General features: G+C 65.1%; 13 protein-coding genes and 1 tRNA gene. 5 read left to right on the top strand and 9 right to left on the bottom strand.

The window, feature by feature from the left end; translation table 11 throughout:
* The first annotated feature begins 81 nt into the window (after positions 1 to 81).
* Both serS and AT984_RS10590 read left to right on the top strand, forming a co-directional pair.
* On the top strand, positions 82 to 1,377 hold the full coding sequence (gene serS, locus AT984_RS10595) for a serine--tRNA ligase (RefSeq protein WP_058720064.1): 1,296 nt from the start codon (positions 82 to 84) through the stop codon (positions 1,375 to 1,377).
* 307 nt (positions 1,378 to 1,684) lie between these two features.
* Positions 1,685 to 1,772 (top strand) — tRNA-Ser (locus AT984_RS10590).
* Between the two features lie 187 nt (positions 1,773 to 1,959).
* On the opposite strand, the gene AT984_RS10585 is transcribed toward AT984_RS10590, so the two are convergent.
* The 7 genes from AT984_RS10585 to AT984_RS10555 all read right to left on the bottom strand — a co-directional run bounded on the left by AT984_RS10585 (position 1,960) and on the right by AT984_RS10555 (position 11,727).
* Entirely contained in the window at positions 1,960 to 4,281 is a 2,322-nt protein-coding gene (locus AT984_RS10585) for a patatin-like phospholipase family protein (RefSeq protein ID WP_082680327.1), read from the bottom strand.
* A 115-nt stretch (positions 4,282 to 4,396) separates the two neighbouring features.
* Positions 4,397 to 7,570, bottom strand: coding sequence for an efflux RND transporter permease subunit (locus AT984_RS10580; protein WP_058720063.1), 3,174 nt, complete (start codon positions 7,568 to 7,570; stop codon positions 4,397 to 4,399).
* A 19-nt stretch (positions 7,571 to 7,589) separates the two neighbouring features.
* On the bottom strand, positions 7,590 to 8,759 hold the full coding sequence (locus AT984_RS10575) for an efflux RND transporter periplasmic adaptor subunit (protein ID WP_058720062.1): 1,170 nt from the start codon (positions 8,757 to 8,759) through the stop codon (positions 7,590 to 7,592).
* Entirely contained in the window at positions 8,756 to 9,322 is a 567-nt protein-coding gene (locus tag AT984_RS10570; RefSeq protein WP_058720061.1) for a hypothetical protein, read from the bottom strand. Before AT984_RS10570 ends, AT984_RS10575 begins: the two co-directional genes overlap by 4 nt.
* A gap of 50 nt (positions 9,323 to 9,372) precedes the next feature.
* On the bottom strand, positions 9,373 to 10,683 hold the full coding sequence (locus AT984_RS10565) for a TolC family protein (protein ID WP_058720060.1): 1,311 nt from the start codon (positions 10,681 to 10,683) through the stop codon (positions 9,373 to 9,375).
* 75 nt (positions 10,684 to 10,758) lie between these two features.
* Complete coding sequence (locus AT984_RS10560) at positions 10,759 to 11,130, bottom strand: hypothetical protein (RefSeq protein ID WP_058720059.1); 372 nt, start codon at positions 11,128 to 11,130, stop codon at positions 10,759 to 10,761.
* Between the two features lie 111 nt (positions 11,131 to 11,241).
* Positions 11,242 to 11,727 (bottom strand): SgcJ/EcaC family oxidoreductase, encoded by a 486-nt coding sequence (locus AT984_RS10555; protein ID WP_058720058.1) that lies wholly within the window; start codon positions 11,725 to 11,727, stop codon positions 11,242 to 11,244.
* A gap of 311 nt (positions 11,728 to 12,038) precedes the next feature.
* Between AT984_RS10555 and AT984_RS10550 the strand changes: the two genes are divergently transcribed.
* The 3 genes from AT984_RS10550 to AT984_RS10540 all read left to right on the top strand — a co-directional run bounded on the left by AT984_RS10550 (position 12,039) and on the right by AT984_RS10540 (position 14,400).
* Positions 12,039 to 12,287 (top strand): hypothetical protein, encoded by a 249-nt coding sequence (locus tag AT984_RS10550; RefSeq protein WP_058720057.1) that lies wholly within the window; start codon positions 12,039 to 12,041, stop codon positions 12,285 to 12,287.
* 197 nt (positions 12,288 to 12,484) lie between these two features.
* Entirely contained in the window at positions 12,485 to 13,546 is a 1,062-nt protein-coding gene (locus tag AT984_RS10545; RefSeq protein WP_058720056.1) for a sensor histidine kinase, read from the top strand.
* Entirely contained in the window at positions 13,543 to 14,400 is an 858-nt protein-coding gene (locus AT984_RS10540; protein ID WP_058720055.1) for a LytR/AlgR family response regulator transcription factor, read from the top strand. The genes AT984_RS10545 and AT984_RS10540 overlap by 4 nt, the downstream gene beginning before the upstream one ends.
* Before the next feature lie 117 nt (positions 14,401 to 14,517).
* On the opposite strand, the gene AT984_RS10535 is transcribed toward AT984_RS10540, so the two are convergent.
* Together AT984_RS10535 and AT984_RS10530 are read right to left on the bottom strand one after the other, a co-directional pair.
* Positions 14,518 to 16,326 carry an aminopeptidase P family protein gene (locus tag AT984_RS10535; RefSeq protein WP_058720054.1) on the bottom strand — a complete coding sequence of 603 codons (1,809 nt, stop codon included), beginning with the start codon at positions 16,324 to 16,326 and terminating at the stop codon, positions 14,518 to 14,520.
* Between the two features lie 196 nt (positions 16,327 to 16,522).
* Positions 16,523 to 19,111 (bottom strand): ATP-binding protein, encoded by a 2,589-nt coding sequence (locus tag AT984_RS10530; RefSeq protein WP_058720053.1) that lies wholly within the window; start codon positions 19,109 to 19,111, stop codon positions 16,523 to 16,525.
* Positions 19,112 to 19,142 lie beyond the last annotated feature (31 nt).

Here is a 19,142-nt window from a genome sequence, read left to right as displayed (position 1 = left end):
CAAGCGCTGCATTCATCAGCGGCGCCAAAGCTTAGGCGCCGTTTTGCATTCATAGAATCGATCAAGTTTCAAGGAATCCTCATGTTAGACATCTCCCTGCTGCGCAAAGACCTGGACGGCGTCGTTGCGCGCCTGAATGCCCGCAAGAGCCCGCAAACCTTTCTGGACGTCACGCGCTACAGCGCGCTCGAGACCGAACGCAAGGGCTTGCAGGTGCGTACCGAAGAACTGCAGAGCAAGCGCAACAGCTTGTCCAAGCAGATCGGTCAATTGAAAGGCAAGGGTGAAGACGCCTCGGCCCAGATGGCCGAAGTGGGCAGCATTGCTGATGAGCTGAAGGCCAGCGCCGAGCGCCTGGACGTGATCCAGCAAGAGCTCACCACGCTCTTGATGAGCGTGCCCAATCTGCCGCACGAGAGCGTGCCGGTGGGCAGCGATGAAACTGGCAATGTGGAAGTGCGCCGCTGGGGCACGCCGCGCCAGTTCGAGTTCGAGCCGCGTGACCATGTCGACCTTGGCGCACCGCTGGGCCTCGATTTTGAAACCGGCGCCAAGCTGAGCGGTTCACGCTTCACCTTCATGCGCGGCCAAGTTGCCAAGCTGCACCGCGCGCTGGCGCAGTTCATGCTGGATGTGCAGACCGAAGAGCATGGCTACACCGAGTGCTACACGCCCTACATCGTCAATCGCGAGGTGCTGGAAGGCACGGGCCAATTGCCCAAGTTCAAGGAAGACATGTTCTGGGTCTTGCGCGGCGGCGACGATGAAGCGGCCGAGCAATACCTGATTTCCACCTCGGAAATCTCGCTGACCAATTCGGTGCGCGAGCAGGTGCTCGATCTGGCTAACTTGCCCATCAAGCTGACTGCCCACAGCCCTTGCTTCCGCTCGGAAGCCGGCAGCGCCGGCCGCGACACCCGCGGCCTGATCCGCCAGCACCAGTTCGACAAGGTCGAGATGGTGCAGATCGTGCATCCGGAAAAGAGCTACGAGGCGCTGGAAGAGATGGTCGGCCATGCCGAAGCCATCCTGCAAAAGCTTGAGCTGCCTTACCGCGTGTTGACCTTGTGCACGGGCGATATGGGCTTTGGTTCCACCAAGACCTATGACCTGGAAGTGTGGGTGCCCGCGCAAGGCGTGTACCGCGAGATCAGCTCTTGCTCCAACTGCGAGGGCTTCCAGGCCCGCCGCATGCAAGCGCGCTTCAAAAACGCCGCTGGCAAGAACGAACTGGTGCACACGCTCAACGGCTCCGGCCTGGCCGTGGGCCGCACCTTGGTGGCCGTGCTCGAGAACTACCAGAACGCCGACGGCAGCATCACCGTGCCGGCCGCACTTCGCCCCTATCTGAAGGGCGCCGAGGTGCTGCGCGGCTGAACCTGCAGCCGCTGAAGCAAAAAAAGCCCGCTTGGCATAGGCGGGCTTTTTTGTTGGCGCCGGTGCAAGCGGGGCTGGACTTGTTTGCTTTCGGGCGATCTTGATCGCTGTTTTGGCTATTGCCCGGCGCTAAGGCTTTCAGGTGCCGCCTCGATGGCTAGAGTGAACTCGTACCTTTCTCACCGCACGCTTGGATGAGGAAAACAAAATGAAATCGGGATTCTTGCAAATTCCTAAATATTTGCGCTAGAATCTATGGCTTCACTCGATGACAAGTTGAAACGCTTTTCACGAGTTGCCGAATACCGGAGAGGTGGCAGAGTGGTTGAATGTACCTGACTCGAAATCAGGCGGACCGAAAGGTCTCGGGGGTTCGAATCCCCCCCTCTCCTCCAGTTAGAAAGCCCCAAGCGACTGTGTCGCTTGGGGCTTTTCTTATTTCTGCGCCGCATTGTTGGGATGGCATCTGCGTTGCCGCCGACCTTGTTGGTTTGGGCTGATTGAGCGGACGAGTCGCGGGCTCGCCGGCTCCTTAGGGCGCAACATCTCGGCCCACATGCAGTCTGGCACTGCTCCTCAGCCTCAATAGGCCGGGCCTAGGGTCAGGTAAAAGCTGCCAGGCCCGTCCACCGCGCGGCCGTAGCCGAAGTAGACCGGGCCGATCGGGGTGTCCATGCCGACGAAAGCGGCATAGGACTTGCGCCAGCCTTCACTCATATTGGGGATCAGGGGCTGACGCATGCGGCCGAGTTCTAGGCTGAAGCCCGCGTACTTGCCGGCCAGCAAAAGGCCGGGGGCGACGCGCCAGTAATACATCAAGCGGCCGAAGTCGAGTTGCTGGCCCAGCAGTTGATTGTTGGCATAGCCGGATTGTTTGAGGAAGCCGCCCCACTGGGTGTGTTCATAGCTGGGCAGCGCGTTGTTGCCCAACCGGCCGGTGGATTGCAGGGTCAGGTTGACGGTGCTGTCCCCCAGGGAATAGACCGCGCTGGTGTTGGCATCCCATTTGCCGTAGCTGGCGTCGGCGCCCAAGCCTTGCCGCGAGTTGTAGACCTCGCCCTTGAAGGTCCAGCCTGAACGTGGGAAGTAGGCATTGTCCAAGCGGTCAAGCAAGAGACTGGCGCGCACACCGCCGAGGCGAGCCTTGCCAGGGTCGGGACGCACATGCTCCAAACCGGTGTTGACGATTTGCTTGATGTGGCCGGATTGCAGGCCTAGGCGAAATTCGCCGTACTGGTAGAAGTAGCGGCCCAGGTCTAGGCCCAGGCGTGAGATATCTTGCTGAAAAATCGCCAGCCTTTGGGTCTCCGAGTAGACCGAAACGGCGCGTCGGCCCAGGCTCACGTAGGGCGATGCGAACCAGTCGCCTTGGCTGGTGAAAGGCTGATAGAACTCGCTGTGCAGGCTCATATCGGAGCCCAGTTGCAAGTCATTGCGCCATTCGGCACCCAAAGCATTCAACCAGGTTCGGCGGTAGGTGGCGTGCAGCCCGGCGCTGACGCCGTTGCCGAAGTCGGAGGCGATGTTCAGGCCGATGCGCAAGTAGTCGGGGCCCCAGGACTTTTCTGCCGCTTCCACCACCAGCACGCGTTCTTCGGCGCTGTCTTCGACGCGGTAGCCCACATGTTCGAAGTCGCCGGTGCCGTAGAGGCGGCGCATATCGGCGTCGAGTGCGGCCTGGTCGATGGGCTTGCCCGGTTCGGTGGTCATGACCGCTTGTGCGGCGGCGGCGTTGACCCGTGCCATCGGCGCGAAAGTGATCTTGTCGATGATGCGCGGGTCGGCCGCCAGCGGTGCTTGCTGGCGCAAGCGCAAGGCCTGGTATTCGTCAGCGGGCAAGGACAGCTGGCTCAGGCGATCGGCCACGGCGCGGGCGGCGGCTTCGCCCAGCGGCGAGATCTTGGCCAGGCTGTTGAAGTCGCTGGTGGCGTAGTTGCCCAGCGCGGGCAAGATCAAGATGTCGGTCGGCTTGAGTGAGGCCAGCGAGGCCTGCACATTTTGTTCGGTCAGGATGCTGAGCATCTGCCCGGCCACACCGACGATGCTGTTGAGTTCCTCGCGCTTGAGCAAGGGCGTGCCCACATTGACGGCGATGACGATGTCGGCACCCATGGCCCGCGCGGCGTCCACCGGCAGGTTATTGGTCAGCATGCCGTCCACCAGCAACAGGCCATTGATTTCGGCCGGCGCCACCGCACCCGGCACCGACATGCTGGCCCGCATCACATTGGCCATATCCCCGGCATTGAAAACCACCGCCTTGCCGGTCACCAAATCGGTGGCCACGGCGCGAAAGGGGATGGGCAAATTGTCAAAGCGGCGGTAACCATGCACTTTGGAGAGCTGGCGCAGCACTGTCTCCAACTGCACGCCGGTGGCCAGGCCTTTACCCAGGACGGTGGCCTCGGCGCCGAGGCCGATCTCGGGGCCGATCAGGTTGAGGTAGTCGTCGGCCTTGCGGCGCATGGTCAGCTCTTGGCGCGGCGGGCTTTCCTTGAAGAGCTTTTCCACCGTGATGTCGGCGTTGATGGCCTCCATCTCGGCCACGCTCATGCCTGTGGCGTAGGCACCGCCCACCAGCGCGCCCATGCTGGTGCCTGCGATGCAGTCGATGGGCACGCGCAACTCTTCCAGCACTTTGAGCACGCCGGTGTGGGCCGCGCCGCGCGCGCCACCGCCGGACAAGGCCAGGCAGATCTTGGGGCGGCTCGGGCGCGGCTTTGCTTCGGCAGCTTGCGCGGGCGCGGGCGGGGGCGCTGCCAGCGTGGTCGCAGCCGCACTGTCTGCTGCCGTGGCCGAGCCATCCGCTAAAGCCGGCGCGGCGCCCAAAGCCAAATTGACGGCCACGGCCAGCAGGCTCAGGGCTGAGGCGGCGGGCCAGGGGCGAGGCAGGACTGCGGGCATCACTGAAGGCATGGCTAAGGGCAAGAGTGAACGGGCCAGTGGGGCCGGCAGCCCTTGGGCTGGGCTGCCGGCCAACAGGCCGCAAGCTTACCGTCAACTCATGCCTAGCCGGATGTCAGAACGCCTCTTCTTGAGTCCCAGCTTGCGTCTGGTCGAGCAGTCGCTCGGTCGGCTTGCGGCCGATCAGCCAGAACAGCGCGGGGGTCAGGAAGGTGTCCAGCAAAGTCGCACTGATCAAGCCCGAGAAGATCACCACCGCGACGGGATGCAAGATCTCGGTGCCCGGCCGTTCGGCCTCGAAGAGCAAAGGAGCCAGCGCAAACGCCGTCACCAAGGCCGTCATCAAGACGGGGCTGAGGCGCTCGATCGAGCCGCGCACAATCATGGCGTGATCAAAGCGTTCGCCCTCGAAACGCATCAGATTGATGTAGTGGCTGAGCTTGAGAATGCCGTTGCGCACCGCAATGCCGGCCAGGGTGATGAAGCCCACCAGCGCGGCAATTGAGAGCGGCTGCCCCGACAACCACAGGCCCAGCACCGCACCGACCAGAGCCAGCGGGATGTTGAGCATGATCAGCGCGGCCAAGCGGTAGCTGCGGTAGCGGCTGTACAGCAGCACAAACATCAGCATCGCCGAAACGATGGACAGCAAACCCACCCAGCGTGCGGCTTCTTCCTGCGCCTGGAACTGCCCGCCCAGGGTGATGAAGCTGCCGTCGGGCAGTTTCGTATCGGCCAGCACGGCGCGGATGTCGGTGACCACGTCCGAGAGGGCGCGGCCCTGCACATTGGCGGCCAGCACGATGCGGCGCTTGCCGTCGTCACGGCTGATCTGGTTGGGCCCGTCGGCGTCCTCGATCTGGGCCAGCTGGGACAGTGGCACCGCGCCCATCGGCGTCTCGATCAGCATGCGCGCCAGGCCCTCCGTGCCGCGCGCGTTATCAGGCAGGCGCAGCAGCAGCGGGAAGCGGCGGCCTTGTTCCACGATCTGGCTCAGCGGCTCGCCCACCAGCAGGCTTTGCAAGCTGGCCACCAGCTGCGGCACCGGCACGCCGTAGCGGGCGGCGGCAGCGTAGTCGATCCGGATCTTCAGCTGCGGTGCCAGCACTTGTTTTTCCACCTCCAAGTCAGCAATGCCGGGAATCGTGGCCAAGCGCGCGCGCAGGCTTTCGGCCTGGCCGCGCAAGGCGTCCAGGTCTTCGCCGAAGATGCGGATGGCGATTTGCGAGCGCACGCCCGAGAGCATGTGGTCGATGCGGTGCGAGATCGGCTGGCCGATGCTGATGGCGGCCGGCAAGAGGCTCAGCCTGCTGCGGATATCGGCCTTGACCTCATCCAGTGTCCGCTTCATCTGCGCCGGTGGCAGCAGGCCAAGGTCCAGCTCGCTCACGTGCACGCCTTCGGCATGTTCGTCCAACTCAGCGCGGCCGCTGCGCCGGCCCACATGGGTCACTTCCGGCACTTGGGACACCAGTTGTTCGGCCTGCGCCGCCACAGCTGAGCTCTGGGCCAGAGTGACGCCGGGGTTCAGGCGCAAGCCCACCAGCAAGGTGCCCTCATTGAAGGGCGGCAAAAAGCTGCTGGCGAAGAAGGGCAGGGCGCCTAAAGCCATCAAGACCGCGACGGTGCCTGCCGCCAAAGCCGCACGCGGCCGCGCCAGCGTGGCTTGCAAGGCCGGGCGGTAGAGGCGCTTGAGCCAGGCCAGCAAGCGGGTATCGCCGTGGTCCAGCGAGCGCATGCGCGGCAGCAGGTAGAGGCTCAGCACCGGGGTCAGCGTGACCGACACGAGCAAGCTGGCCAGGGTGGAGACGATGAAGGCAATGCCCAGCGGCACGAACAAACGCCCCTCCATGCCCGGCAGCGCAAACAGCGGCAGGAACACCAGCACCACGATGGCGGTGGCGTACAAGATGCCCGAACGCACCTCCATGCTGGCCTTGGCCACCAAGGCCATGGGGGCCATGCGCTGGTCGGCCGGCTTGGCGCGGTCCAGCTTGAGGCGGCGCAAGATGTTCTCGATGTCCACCACCGCGTCATCCACCAGGCCGCCGATGGCAATCGCCAAGCCGCCCAAGGTCATGGTGTTGATGGACATGCCGAAGTAACGGAATACCAGCGCGGTCACGCAGATCGACACCGGAATCGCCACCAGCGCAATCAGCGTGATGCGCAGATTACCCAGGAACAGCATCAGGATCACCGCCACGCACAGCGAGGCCGCCACCAGCTTGCCTTGCAAAGTGTTGATGGAGGCCTCGATGAAGCTGGCCTGGCGGAAGGTGACGCGAGGCTCGGCCATGCCCTTGGGCAGGGCGGGGCGCAATTCCTGCAGCGCCGCTTCAATGCCGCGGGTCAGCGCCAAGGTGTCGGCGCCGGCTTGCTTTTGCACCCCCAGAATCACCGCCGGCTGGCCTTCGAAGCCTGCATCGCCGCGTTTGACGGCGGGTGCGAAGGTGATCTCGGCCACCTGGCGCAGCAGCAAGGGCTGACCCTTGTTGGCGCCGAGGGCCAGGTTTTGCAGATCGGCCAGGCTGTCAGCAGCATTGGCGCCGCTGCGGCCGATCTGGCGGATCAAGAGCTCGCGGCCATTGAGCTCCAAAAAGCCGCCGGCCCCATTGGCCGAGAAACCGCGCAAGGCGCCCACCAGCTGAGCCTGGGTGACGCCCAGCTCGGCCATGCGGGCCAGGTCCGGCTGAACCTGGAACTGCCGCACTTCGCCGCCGATGGGGATCACCTGGGCCACGCCCGGAATGGCCAGCAGGCGCGGGCGCAAGACCCAGTCGGCGTATTCGCGCACGACCATGGCGCCATTCACGCCATTCTCGCCGGTGGTCTTGTCGTTCTGCGCCGTGATGGGGATGGCGATCTGCATGATCTCGCCCATGATGGAGCTGATCGGCCCCATATGCGGCGTGATGCCGGGCGGCAGGCTGTCGCCCACGCTGGAGAGGCGCTCGGCCACCATCTGGCGGGCGCGGTAGATCTCCACCTGCCAGTCAAAAGTGATGGTGATGAAGGACAGCCCGGCGCTGGAATTGGATCGCACCGACTCCACGCCGGGCAGGCCGTTCATCAGCGTTTCCACCGGGAAGGTGATCAACTGCTCCACCTCCTCGGCGGCCATGCCGCCCGCTTCGGTCATCAAGATGACGGTGGGCTTGTTGAGGTCGGGGAAAACATCGACCGGGGTGCGAGAGAGGGTGAACACGCCATACGCCATCACCAGCAAGGCGGCGATGATGACGGGCAGGCGATTCGCCAGGCTGGTATTAAGAAGCCAATTGAACATGATGTGAGGCCTCGGCTGTTTAGCGAATCTGGTTGAGCAAGGCAGCGGCCTGGCTCACCACCCGCTCACCCGGTTGCAGGCCGGCGGTAACGGCGATCGAGCTTGCGTCCAGCGCTTGCCAACTCACCACGCGCGGCTCGAACTGTTCGGCCCCGGTTTTGACCCAGACCTGGCTTTGATTCGCCGCGTTCTTCACCAAAGCAGATGCCGGCACGGCCATGCCGCTGATCTTGCTGCGGGTCTGCACCACTACCTTGACGCTTTGCCCCAGCGCCAGCTGGTTCATCAAGCCAGTGCCTTGGGCCTGGAAGTGCAGGGGCAGGGCTTGCTCGCGCAGGCTGCGGGCGGCGCCCAGAAAGCGCAGCTCGATCTGGCTCTTGCCCACGGCCACAAAGGCCTTGGCCACATCCTGGGCCACGGCAGGGTCATAGGCCAAGGCCTCGATTTGCAAGCGGCCGGGGGCGACGATCTCGAACAGCCGCTCGCGCGCTTCCAGCACCTGGCCGGCCACCGCATAGCTGGCGGCGATCACGCCGCTGACCGGCGCGCGCAAGGGTTCGCGCTCGGTCAAACCGGCGCGCAAGGCTTGGTCGCGGCCGCTCAGACTGGCCAGCTCGCTCTCGGCCGCTTCAATGTCTTTGCGCGGCACGGTGTCGGCCAATTCGCGCAAGCGCGCCAGGCGCTTTTGGGCCAGTGACTGGGCTGCCTGCAGCTCGGCGATTTGCGCCTGCTTGTCGGCCCGGTCCAGGCTGGCGCTGGCGGGCAGCACATAGCCCAGCAGCTCGCCTTGCTGAACGTGCTGGCCCAGCGTCGGCAGGCCGCGCGGGCCCGGCTGCAAGCGGCCGGCTTGCAAGGCTTGCACCAAGCCACCGGCATTGGGGTCCATGCTGACGCGGGCGTTCAAACTCAGGCTGCGCGGCAGTTCTGCCTGCGTCACCACCAGGGTGCGCAGATCCAGCTGGCGCTGGGCCGGCTTGGGCAAAAAGATGCCGCCGTCGGCCTGACGCTTTGGCGTGCTGGCCGCCTTGCTTGCGTTTGCTGGCTGGCTGATGCCAGGCTTCGCGGCGGGCTTCTCATCATCACCCTCATGGGCCAGGCTCAGGCTTGGCCACATCAGGGCCAGCACTTGGGCCAAGACCAGAGCTTTGAAGGGGGTGTGTAGGCGGGATGGTGTGGTGATGTTTTTCATGCGCTGGCTCCCAGGCGAGCGGCGGCCATGCGGCGGCGCCGGGTGAAGATGAAGGCGATCAGAGCGCTGAGGCCCAGTGCTGTGGCAAATGCGGCCGGGGGTGACTTCCAGCGCGGGCCGTCGGCTGCATGGGCATCGCCTTGCGCGTCAAGCACTGGCGGACTGAGTTCGACTTGCAGGGTTTCGCTGCTGCCGCCGCTGTTCACAACCACGCTGAGCGCCAGCGGGCCAGCCGCGGGCTCGGCGTCGAGTTCCGCATGGAACTCCCCCTCGCCATGGGGCTTCACGCCAATGGGGTGCCCGTTCAAGGTGGCCGTCAGGGTGGCCGAATGCACCGGGCGGTTGTCGGCCACATGGTCGACGTAAAGCGTCAGCTCACGCCCTTGCAGCACGCTCACCAGCTCAAACAGCTTGGCGCTGCTGCTGGCGCGAGCTTGGGGCTCGCTGCTGAGCGCGTGAATCGGCGCTGATGCTTCTTCGTCGTGGTCGTGGCCAGGGCCGGCTGCGGCAGGCAAGGCCAGCAAGCAGAGCGCCAGGACGGCGGTGTTGGAGATCTTTTTCATGGTCGGAAAATTGTTTGTGTGGGTCGCAAAGGCGCGAGGCGTACCGCGCATCAAGGCAGCAAGCCCTGGGCCTGGCGCAGGGCCGAGACGGCTTGCGCCGCTTGCAGCCGGGCGCGGGCGCTGAGGCGCTGCGCCTCAAAGGCTTCTTGCTCGACCCGCAACCGGGTCGGCAGATCGCTCTGGCCCAGGGCGAAGGACTTGGCGTAGAAGCCGCGCGTGGCCGCCAGCAGTTCGGCGCGGCGCTGGGCCGCCTCTGCTGCCAGGCCGCTGGCTGTTAGCTGGGCCTCGGCGCTGCGCAGCTCGGCTTGCAGGGCCAGGCTTTGCTGGCTCAGCTGGGCTTGCGCTTCCAGTTGCTCGGCCAGGGCCGTGGCTTGCTTGCTCTGCGAGGCTGCCGATTTGCCCAGCGGCAGGCGCAGGCCCACGGTGATGCTTTGCGCGTAGGGCTCGGCAAAGCTGGCGCGCTCACGCGTGCTGCTCAGGCGCAACTCCGGGTTGGCGCGCGTCTGGGTGGCGGCCAGCTCGGCATTGCGCTGGGCCAGGGCGGCGCGGTCTCGCAGGGCCAGCAAGGCCGGATGCTCGGGCGCGAGTTCCGCCATTGCCGCGGGGCGGGCTTCGGTCAGAGCCTCCGCCTCAAGTTCAGCAGCACCATTTGCCAAGATGTCGCTCAGCCCCAGGGCCGCCAGCGCTTGCTCGGCTTGCAGGCGCTGGACGGCGGCCTGGGCCAGCTCGGCCTGCGCGGCGGCCTCAGCGGCCTGCGCTTGATGCTGGTCGGCGCGGGTGAGGTCGCCCGCTTGCAGGCGCTTGGCGACATCTTGTGCCAACTGGGCGGCGGCAGCGTGGCGCGCTTGGGCGATGCGCTGATCCTGCTTGCTCAGCTGCCAGGCCCACCAGGCTTGGCGCAAGCTGCCAGCCAGGCGCAAACGCTCGGCCGCCAGCTGGCTTTCCAGCGCATTGAGTTCGGCGCCGGCCAAGGCCTGGCTGCGCGCACGCTCACCTGGCAGCCACAGCGGCAGGCTCAGCCCGGCCTCGTAGTCGCGGCTGCCACCGTTGCGGTTGAGCCTGTCGGTCTTGGCGGACAGGTCCAGCGCAGGGGCGTCGGCCAGCCACTGTTGCGCGGCTTGCTGGCGGCCTTGCGCGGCATTGCGCCACTGCGGTGCGGCTTGAGCCGCGGCCTGTTGGGCCCAGGCTTGCTCAAACGCCTGGGCCAACGTGGCGGCAGGCGGGCTGGTGTTGCTGTTTGGGGTGGTAGGGATGTTGGGCGGGTCGGCCATGACTGGCCCAGCCAGACCCAGGCTCAAGCCCATGGCCAAGCTCAGTCGCGCCCAGGCATTGGCCTGGCGCGACGGCGATTTCTTGCTCATAAATTTCCTCGTCGCAGCGCCCGTGCTTGAGCGGCTGCGTGCAGCGTGAAGGCGGCTCCGCGAGGGAGCCGGGCGTCAGGCGAGGAAGTGGCGTGGGGGGCGGATCAGGCGCTCGGGCTGACCCTGGGTGACGCTGCGCAGATAGGGCGTGTCGACCCGGCTGCTGGGCAACTGCAGGCTGGCCGCGGCAGCGGTTTGAACCAGCACGCCGCAGCTGACATGGCAGGTGGCGCAGTCAGCGTGCTGACCGGGCTGCTGCTTGGCTTTGGCATTGCGGCCCTCATCATCGTCCGCCTGCTGCGCATGCTCATGCGCATGGTGGCCCAGATGGGTCGCGGCGCGCGCGTCCACCTCATGCAGGCACAAGCCAGCCACAGCCGCCCAGCTGGACTGGAGGCCCAGGGTCAGCATGAGCAGGATGAGCAGGATGCGGCGGATGGCGATCATGGTTGGCGCGCAGTGTAGCGGGATTTGTGGCCCGCCCGGGCCAGCCCGCGCCTTGGGGCCGAGGCTTGGGCGGGCGGAGTTGGCAGATGGCGCAACTAGATGCTTGTTTGTTTACTTTTCCGGCATGGCCGAAGAGTGGTGGCTGGTGATCAGCCATTGCGTGCCGTTCCACCGGTAGGTGTAGGTGTAGCGGGCTTTGACCGTGGCGCCGGTCTTGCCGAAGGCAAAGGTGTAGAGCCCGGCATCCACGGCCGTGTTGCAGCCCAGTTCAATCGTGCGCGAGTCGATCATGCCCCTGGGCTTGTTCTCCAAGAAATGTTCGAAGTAGTCCTGTTTTTGTGCCGCGTCCAGCCTGGGGGTGTTGGACACCGTGGCCAGCAGCACCGATTTGGGCGCGTAGTTCGCCACCACCTTCTTGGCGTCGCCGGTTTGCAGCGACTGGTTCCAGCGATCAAACAAGCCGGCAATCTCTGCCTCGCTACTGGCCTTGCACACCTCCGTGCGAGTGGCGACAGTTTCAGGCGGGCTGGAGGCACAGCCGGCCAGAACAAGCAAGCAAATCGGGGCGCAAACACGAAACGTCTTCACAGCTGACATGGTGGCTCCTGATCAGGTTGGTGGAGCGCTGACTATAGGGTTTGGCCCGTTTTTGCGGCAGTGTTTTCTGGGCCGGCTGCAGACCCTGCCCTCCGGTCAGAGCGCGCGTGGCGAGGTCCAAGGCTGTTCTGTTCACCGTAATGGATGCGCCTGGGAACCCGGCGCCGCCAGGTTTTTAAACCAGCGGGCAGCAAGGCCGACTTCGCAAATCCCTCTTTCGGGTGCCCTCCAATGGGTGGGATGCTTGCGCGCCCGCGAACGCGGATAGTGGGCACCGCAGGCGGCCGCTGTTGGGTCGCCAGGGAGTGATCATGCAGTTCGACGAAGTGGATGCTGGGGATTTTCGGATCTATGCGGGGGCCTTGGATCGCCCCAATCGCTACGGCTATGTGGCGGCGGTGGTGGTGATGCGGGTGCGCGGCGATGCCCAGCGCCAGGAGGCCTTTCGGGACGAAAACCTGGCCGGCGGCTTCGCCTGGGCCACGGCGGCCGAGGCCTTGCGTTTTGCCATCAATGCCGGGCGTGAGGTGGTGATGTGCCGGGTTGGGGCGCTGGCCTAAGCCTTCACCCAAGCTGATTGGCGGCGTGCCTGCAGCCTGTGCTTGTTGTTTGAAGGTCTGATGAGCGGGCCGTGGGCAGCCATTTGACGCCGCCAAACCGTTGTTCGTCGCTTTGCCTCCCGCCTAGGCTTCTGTGACGAGGGTGCTGCCGTTACCCTTGCGGCATGTCTAGCAATTCTTCACTTTCGGCGCCCGCCTTGCCCAGCCATGCTGAGGCCTGGCGGCAGTTCATTGCCTATCTGACCCTGCCGCGGGTGGGGCTGGCGCTGGTCTTGTCTGCCCTGGCGGCCATGGCCTTGGAAGGCATTTTCATCACGCCCTTCTCGGTCTTGCTGGGACGCACCTTGGTGGTCGGCCTGTTGGGGCTGCTGGCCTTCTCGGCCGCGGGGCAATGGCCGCGCCGGCTGCCCAGTTGGATCGCGCGCTGGCTGTTGCAGGTGGTGGCGGTGGTGTTGACCGTGCCGCTGGCCACCTTGCTGGTTTATGTGGTGGCGGTGGGCGGCGATCTGGAATCCCTGCTCAACAGCCAGGGCAAGGTCATGGGCATGATCTTCATTTCTGGCTCAGGCCTGGTGGTGGCGCCCTTGTTGGCCATGGCCTCGCTCTATCGCCAACGAGATGCCGAGGCGCGCAGCCAGGCCCTGCGTTTTGATCTGGAGCGCAGCGAGCTGGAGCGCCAAACCCTGGACGCCCAGCTGCGTCTGCTGCAAGCCCAGGTGGAGCCGCATTTCCTCTTCAACACCTTGGCCAATGTGCGCGCCTTGGTGGAAACGGGTTCGCCCCAGGCCGCACCGGTCTTGCGCAGCCTGATCGCCTATCTGCGCGCCGCCATGCCGCGCTTGCAGAACGAGGCCGCCAGCCTGGGCGACGAGCTGAGCCTGGTGCAGGCCTATCTGGAGCTGATGCATCTGCGCATGCCTGATCGCTTGAGTTTTGACATCACCGTGCCGGTTGATTTGCATGCCCTGCGTTTCCCGCCCATGGCCTTGCTGACCTTGGTGGAGAACGCCATCCGGCATGGCATCGACCCCGGCGAGGAGGGGGGCTGCATTGTGGTGTCGGCGTCGCAGGATGCCGGCAAGGTCCGCGTCTGGGTCAGCGATAGCGGCGTGGGCCTGACCCAGAGCAGCGGTTCGGGCACCGGCCTGCGCAATTTGCGCGAGCGCCTGAAGATCTTTTTCGGCCCCGGGGCGCGCCTGGACCTGAGTGAGAATTTGCCCTATGGCCTGCGCGCCGAGATTGAGTTTCCCCTGCCATGACTAGCTTCTTGCCCAGGCCGCCCACGGCCCTGATCGCCGATGACGAACCGCTGCTGCGCGACAGCTTGGCACGCGCCCTGAAGGCCGCCTGGCCCGAGTTGGAAGTGCTGGGCCAGGCCCGCAACGGGCGCGAGGCGCTGGAACTGTTTGAGGAGCTTCAGCCCGACATCGTCTTTCTGGATGTGCATATGCCGGGCTTGAATGGCATCGAGGCGGCGCGCCAGTTGGCGCGGCGCGCCCAGATTGTTTTCGTTACCGCCTTCGACCAGTACGCGGTGCAAGCCTTTGAGCAGGGCGCCTTGGACTATCTCGTCAAACCGCTGGAAGACAAGCGCCTGGCCGACACGGTGCAGCGCTTGCAGGAGCGTCTACGGGAGCGCGTAGCGTCGGCGGCGACACCGGCCACGGCCAATGCCGCTCAAGCGACGACCCAAGCCTTGGAAGACCGCATCGAGCGCTTGCTGGCGCAACTGGCCCGCAACAGCGAGGGCGCGCCGGTGGCCGCCGGAGGCAGCGCCCAGCCCAAGCCTTATCTGCAATGGATTCGCGCCTCGGTCGGCGCCACGCTGAAGCTGATCCCGGTGGACGACATCATTTATCTGCGCTCCGACGAGAAATACACCTTGGTGGTTTGGAGCGAGGGCGAGGCACTGATCCGCACGCCCATCCGTGAGCTGATGGAGCAACTCGACCCGCAGAAGTTCGTGCAGGTACACCGCTCGGTGGTGGTCAATCTGCACGCCATCAGCCATGTCACCCGCGGCGCGAATGAGACCGCCGATGTGCATCTGCGCGGCCGCAGCGAGGTGCTGCCGGTGAGCCGCAGCTATTTGCACCTGTTCCGGCAGATGTGAGGGCACGGCGCGCTTGTCCGCACGCCGCTCACAAGCAGACTAAGCGCTGTTGCCAACTTGACTAGCGAGCCCCGCCGGTAAGGCGGGGCTAGCGCAAAGTGGCAGCTCAGCGGCGGCTCAGATCGCCTCTGTACGCGCCATCAGCCATGCCAGCGCTGCGCCGCTCACCAGCGGCTGCAGGCGCGCACGCACCTCGGCGTGATAGCTGTTCAGCCAAGCGCAGTCTTCGGCCGACATCAGGCTCATATCGATGCAGCGGGTGTCGATCGGGCACAGGGTCAGGGTTTCGAACGCCAGCATCTGGCCGAAGGCACCGTTTTCGTTGGTGGGCTTGGCGACATTGAGCACCAAGTTCTCGATCCGCACGCCCCACAGGCCCGGCCGATAGTGGCCCGGCTCGATCGAGGTGATCATGCCCGGCTCCATCGCCATATTGGCGTCAGGAATGGCCTTGGAGATGCTTTGCGGGCCCTCGTGCACATTCATGAAATAGCCCACGCCGTGGCCGGTGCCGTGGCCGTAGTCCAGGCCATGGGCCCACAGCGGCGCGCGCGCCAGCGCGTCCAGCATGGGGCTCAGCGTGCCTTGCGGGAAGACCGCGCGCGACAGATTCAACGTGCCCTTGAGCACCAAGGTGTAGTCGCGCTTTTGCGCGGCGCTGACTTCACCGATGGGCCAGACTCGGGTGATGTCGGTGGTGCCGCCCAGATATTGCGCACCGGAGTCAATCAGCAGCAGGCCGTTGCCTTCGATCACCGCATGTGATTCGGCCGTGGCGCGGTAATGCGGCATGGCGCCATTGGCATTGAAGCCGGCGATGGTGGGGAAGGACAGGCCGACAAAGCCGGGGCGCTTGGCGCGGGCGGCGGTGAGCTGCTCGTCGATGGTGATTTCGGTGATGCGCTCTTTGCCTTGGGCTTGTTCAAACCAGGCGTAGAACTCGCACATCGCGGCGCCGTCCTGCGCCATGGCTTCGCGCACAAAGGCGGCGTCGGCTGCGCTCTTGCGGCTCTTGGCCAGGGTGCTGGGGTTGATGGCTTCGCGCACGCTGGCGTGGGCCGGCACGGCCTCACGCAGGCCCAGGGTGACGCGCTTGGGGTCCATCAGCACGCGGGCACCGGCGGGCAGGGCGGCCAGCGCCGGGGCAGCGTCGGCGTAAGCGGCCAGGCGCACGCCATCGGCGGCCAGGCGAGCTTGCAGCGCGGCATCAATCTTGCCGGCGCCGACGAACAGGGTCAGGTCTTGCTCGCTGAGCAGGGCGTGGGCCATGAAGACCGGGTTGTAGTCCACATCCGCGCCGCGCAGATTGAGCAGCCAGGCCACATCGTCCACGCTGGAGATGAAGTGATGGCTTTGGCCCAGGGCCGCCATGGCCGCGCGTACCTGCGCCAGCTTGTCGGCGCGGCTGCTGGTGGCGTGCGGGGCCAGGTGTTCGTAGATGGGCGCCAGCGGCAGGCTGGCGCGCTCGGTCCACACGGCGTCGATCAGGTCGACATCGGTGCGCAGTTGCAGGCCGGCCTTGGCCATGGCCGCGCGCAAGGTGTGGGCCAGGGCCAGGCTCAGCACCTGGCCGTCGACAGCCAGGGTTTGGCCGGGCTTGATTTGGGCAATGATCCAGTCGATGAACTGGGGCGACATGGCGCTAGAGATTTTTTCCAGCGTGATGCCGGTGCCGGCCAGCTCGGCCTCGGCTTGGGTCCAGTAGCGGGTGTCGGCAAAGATGGCGGCGCGGTCCAGCGTCACCACCAGGGTGCCCATCGAGCCGGTGAAGCCAGACAGCCATTGCCGGCTCTGCCAGCGCTCGGGCAGGTACTCAGACAGATGCGGGTCGCTGGAGGGCACCAGCACGGCGTGCACGCCTTGCGATTTCATGGCGTCGCGCAGCTTCTCGATGCGCAGCGTGATGGTGGATGTGCGGGAATCCATGGCAGCAAATCTCCAGCGATTTTGTGACGCCGTCCCGGTGCTGACTGGGTTCAGTCAGCGAGGATGCGGCGGGGCTCGGGTCTGAGCCGCGAAAAAGATCGGCGGATTGTAGGCCGCAGCAAAAAAGGCTTCTTGTGCATCGCCAGTGCCTCATCCGCGTGCCGCCCGTGCTGTGAAGCTGCGACTGGGCACGCGTTCAGCCCGGCGGCAAGCGCAGCTCGAACAAGGCACCACCTTCGCGGTGATTGTGGGCGGTGATGCTGCCGCCATGCGCGTTCATGATCTTGCGGCAGATTGCCAGCCCTAAGCCAGTGCCGCCGCTGCTGCCGCTGCTGCCGGAGGCATCCTTGCTGAGCGAGCCTTGGACGAAGGGCGCAAAAATGCTTTCCATCTCGGCCTCCGGGATGCCCGGGCCCTGGTCGCGCACGCTGATGCGCAGGCCCTGGGTGTCGCTGTGGGCCTTGAGCTCAATGCGGCTGTCCGCCGGGGAGAAGCGCAAGGCGTTGTCCAGCATATTGCGCAGCACTTGCTGCAGGCGGGCCGCGTCCACCGAGGCCATCAGGGGCTGCTCGGGCAACTGGGCTTGCAGATTGATCTTGCGCTCGGCAGCCAGCGACAGATACTCGTTCAGCAGCTGGTCGATCAGAGGACGGCAGTCTTGCTTGAGCAAGCTGAGATGACCGACCGGGCTTTCCAGCCGAGACAAGTCGAGCAGATTGTTGACCAGCTCCAGCATGCGGTGCCCGGCGCTGAAAATGCGCTGGAACATGCCTTGTAGACGCGGGGACTCGTGGCTGCGTTCCTGCCCGAGCTCAGAGAAGCCGATGATGCTTTGCAGCGGCGCCCGCAGCTCATGGCTCATATTGGCGACGAATTCGGTCTTGATCCGGTTGGCCTGCTCGGCGGCGTCGCGGGCCTCGCGGATTTGCTCCTCCGCTTCGATGAAGCGGCTGATGTCTACCGCGCTGCCCACCACGCCAGCGACCTTGCCATGACCGTCAGCGAAGACGGTTTTGTGGGTCAGCAAGGTGCGTTGGTTGTCATGAATTTCTTTGTGCTCGCTGCCGCCGTTGTTCAGCAGCCAGTTGTCGCGCTCTTCCACCGGGCCCGCGATGGAGGGCGGCTTGAGTTCGCTGAAGCGACGCCCCATGGCGATGTTCTTGTCGATGCCGGTGATCTCGCTCCAGGCCTGATTGACCATCACGTAACGCAGTGAGGCATCTTTGGCATAGAGCGGGACGGGGCAGACGTCGATCATGCGCGCGGTGAACTCAAGCTGGGCTTGCAAGCGGGTTCGGGCTTCTTCACGCTCGGTCACATCGATGGCGAAGCCGACATAGCCGGCCAACTGGCCTTCGGTGTCTCGAAACGGGGTCACGCTGACTTCCAGCACCCGCTGGCGACCGTTCTGCGCCAACATGCGCAGGGCGATGGGCAGCTTGAGGAAACCGCTGGCACTGCGGAACAGGTTGCGGACCTTGGCTTGGTCGCGTGCGTCCACCAGGGTTTCGAAAGCTGCCCCCAACACGGGCGCGCCATCCTTGCCGGCCAGGAAATTCGCGTGGTTGATGAACTGCAACACGCCCTGGGTGTCGGTGCGGAACATCAGCTCCTGCACGTTCTCGATCAGCAGGCTTTGCTCGCGCTCGCGGGCCGCCAGGCTGTGGTGCATTTGCGCCAACTCGATATGGGCTTGGTCATAGGCCGACAAGGCCCGCCAAGCGAAGATACCCAAGACCAGCATCAGGGCCAGGCTGCCGAGATAGGCCAGTAGCACGGCTTGCACCTCGGCTTGGACATGCGACCAGACCAGGCTTCTGGGCACCTCCACGATGATCACCCAGGGGTAGTTATGCGTCAGACGGTAGCTGCCCAAACTGCTTTGGCCGAGCAGGCCCCGGTCCTTGTAATTGCCTTCTTCCTGGGTTGGCAGTTTTTGCTTGAACACCAGATGCTCGCTCAGCAGAGTGCCGGTGTTGAGCTTGAGGTCCTCGCTGCCGGCGATCAATTGGCCATTCAGGCCGACCAAGGCGGCGACATGGCCGCTGTGTCCGAGCTGGCTCTCGAACACATTCGAAAAATAGTCGGGGTTGAGTGTGGCCACCACATAGCCGCGGGCGGCTTGCACACCCAGCTGCAGGCTGAGCGGCACGTAAAACGGCCCATGGCTGCGGGCCGGGCCTGGACTAGCGCGCTGTTCGCCTTCCGCGAGTCGTGTTGGGTCAATCCGTTCACCCAGATCGCGCCCGGCCAGCAAGCGGCCCAAGCCATCGGGGCGGCTGTGGATGGGCTGGGCAGAGCCTCGCAGCTGCGCCAGGGGCAGGCTGGCACCAATATTGGCCGGATTGCTGCTGGCCAGCACCATGCCTTGCGCATTGAGCAGCGAGAAGCTGCGCACAAAGGGCCGCGTGGCCAGGGCTTGATGCAGCAACTGATTGCGAAGCTCCAAGCTGCGCGCGGCGCTCAAGGCCGGCGCTTTGGCGGGAGGGGCGGGCTTGTCATCGCCCTCATTACCGTCCAGTTCGCGGGCTAGGCTGCGCAGGGTCAGCTCGGTGGCCGCCAAGGTCTGGTTGGTATGCCATTCCAGGCTTTTGGCGAATAGTTCGGCCTGTTCCTGCTCGGCCAGCCGCTCTTGCGCGTAGCTCAGCCACAGCATGCCCATGGCCAGCGCGCTCAGCAGTAGTGCCACCGCAGCCGTGCCCCAGAGTGCCAGCGTGGCGTTCAGCCAGCTGGGCAGCGGGCGCTTGAGTTTGGGCTGCAGAGTACCTTGGGCGGAAAAAGGCATGGCAGCCCCAGAGGCAGTGCTTGGCCGCGCC

This window comes from Paucibacter sp. KCTC 42545 (genome assembly GCF_001477625.1).
Lineage (GTDB): Bacteria > Pseudomonadota > Gammaproteobacteria > Burkholderiales > Burkholderiaceae_C > Paucibacter_A.
Note: the sequence above shows the minus strand (reverse complement) of the source record. Positions and strands in the feature narration are given on the sequence as shown.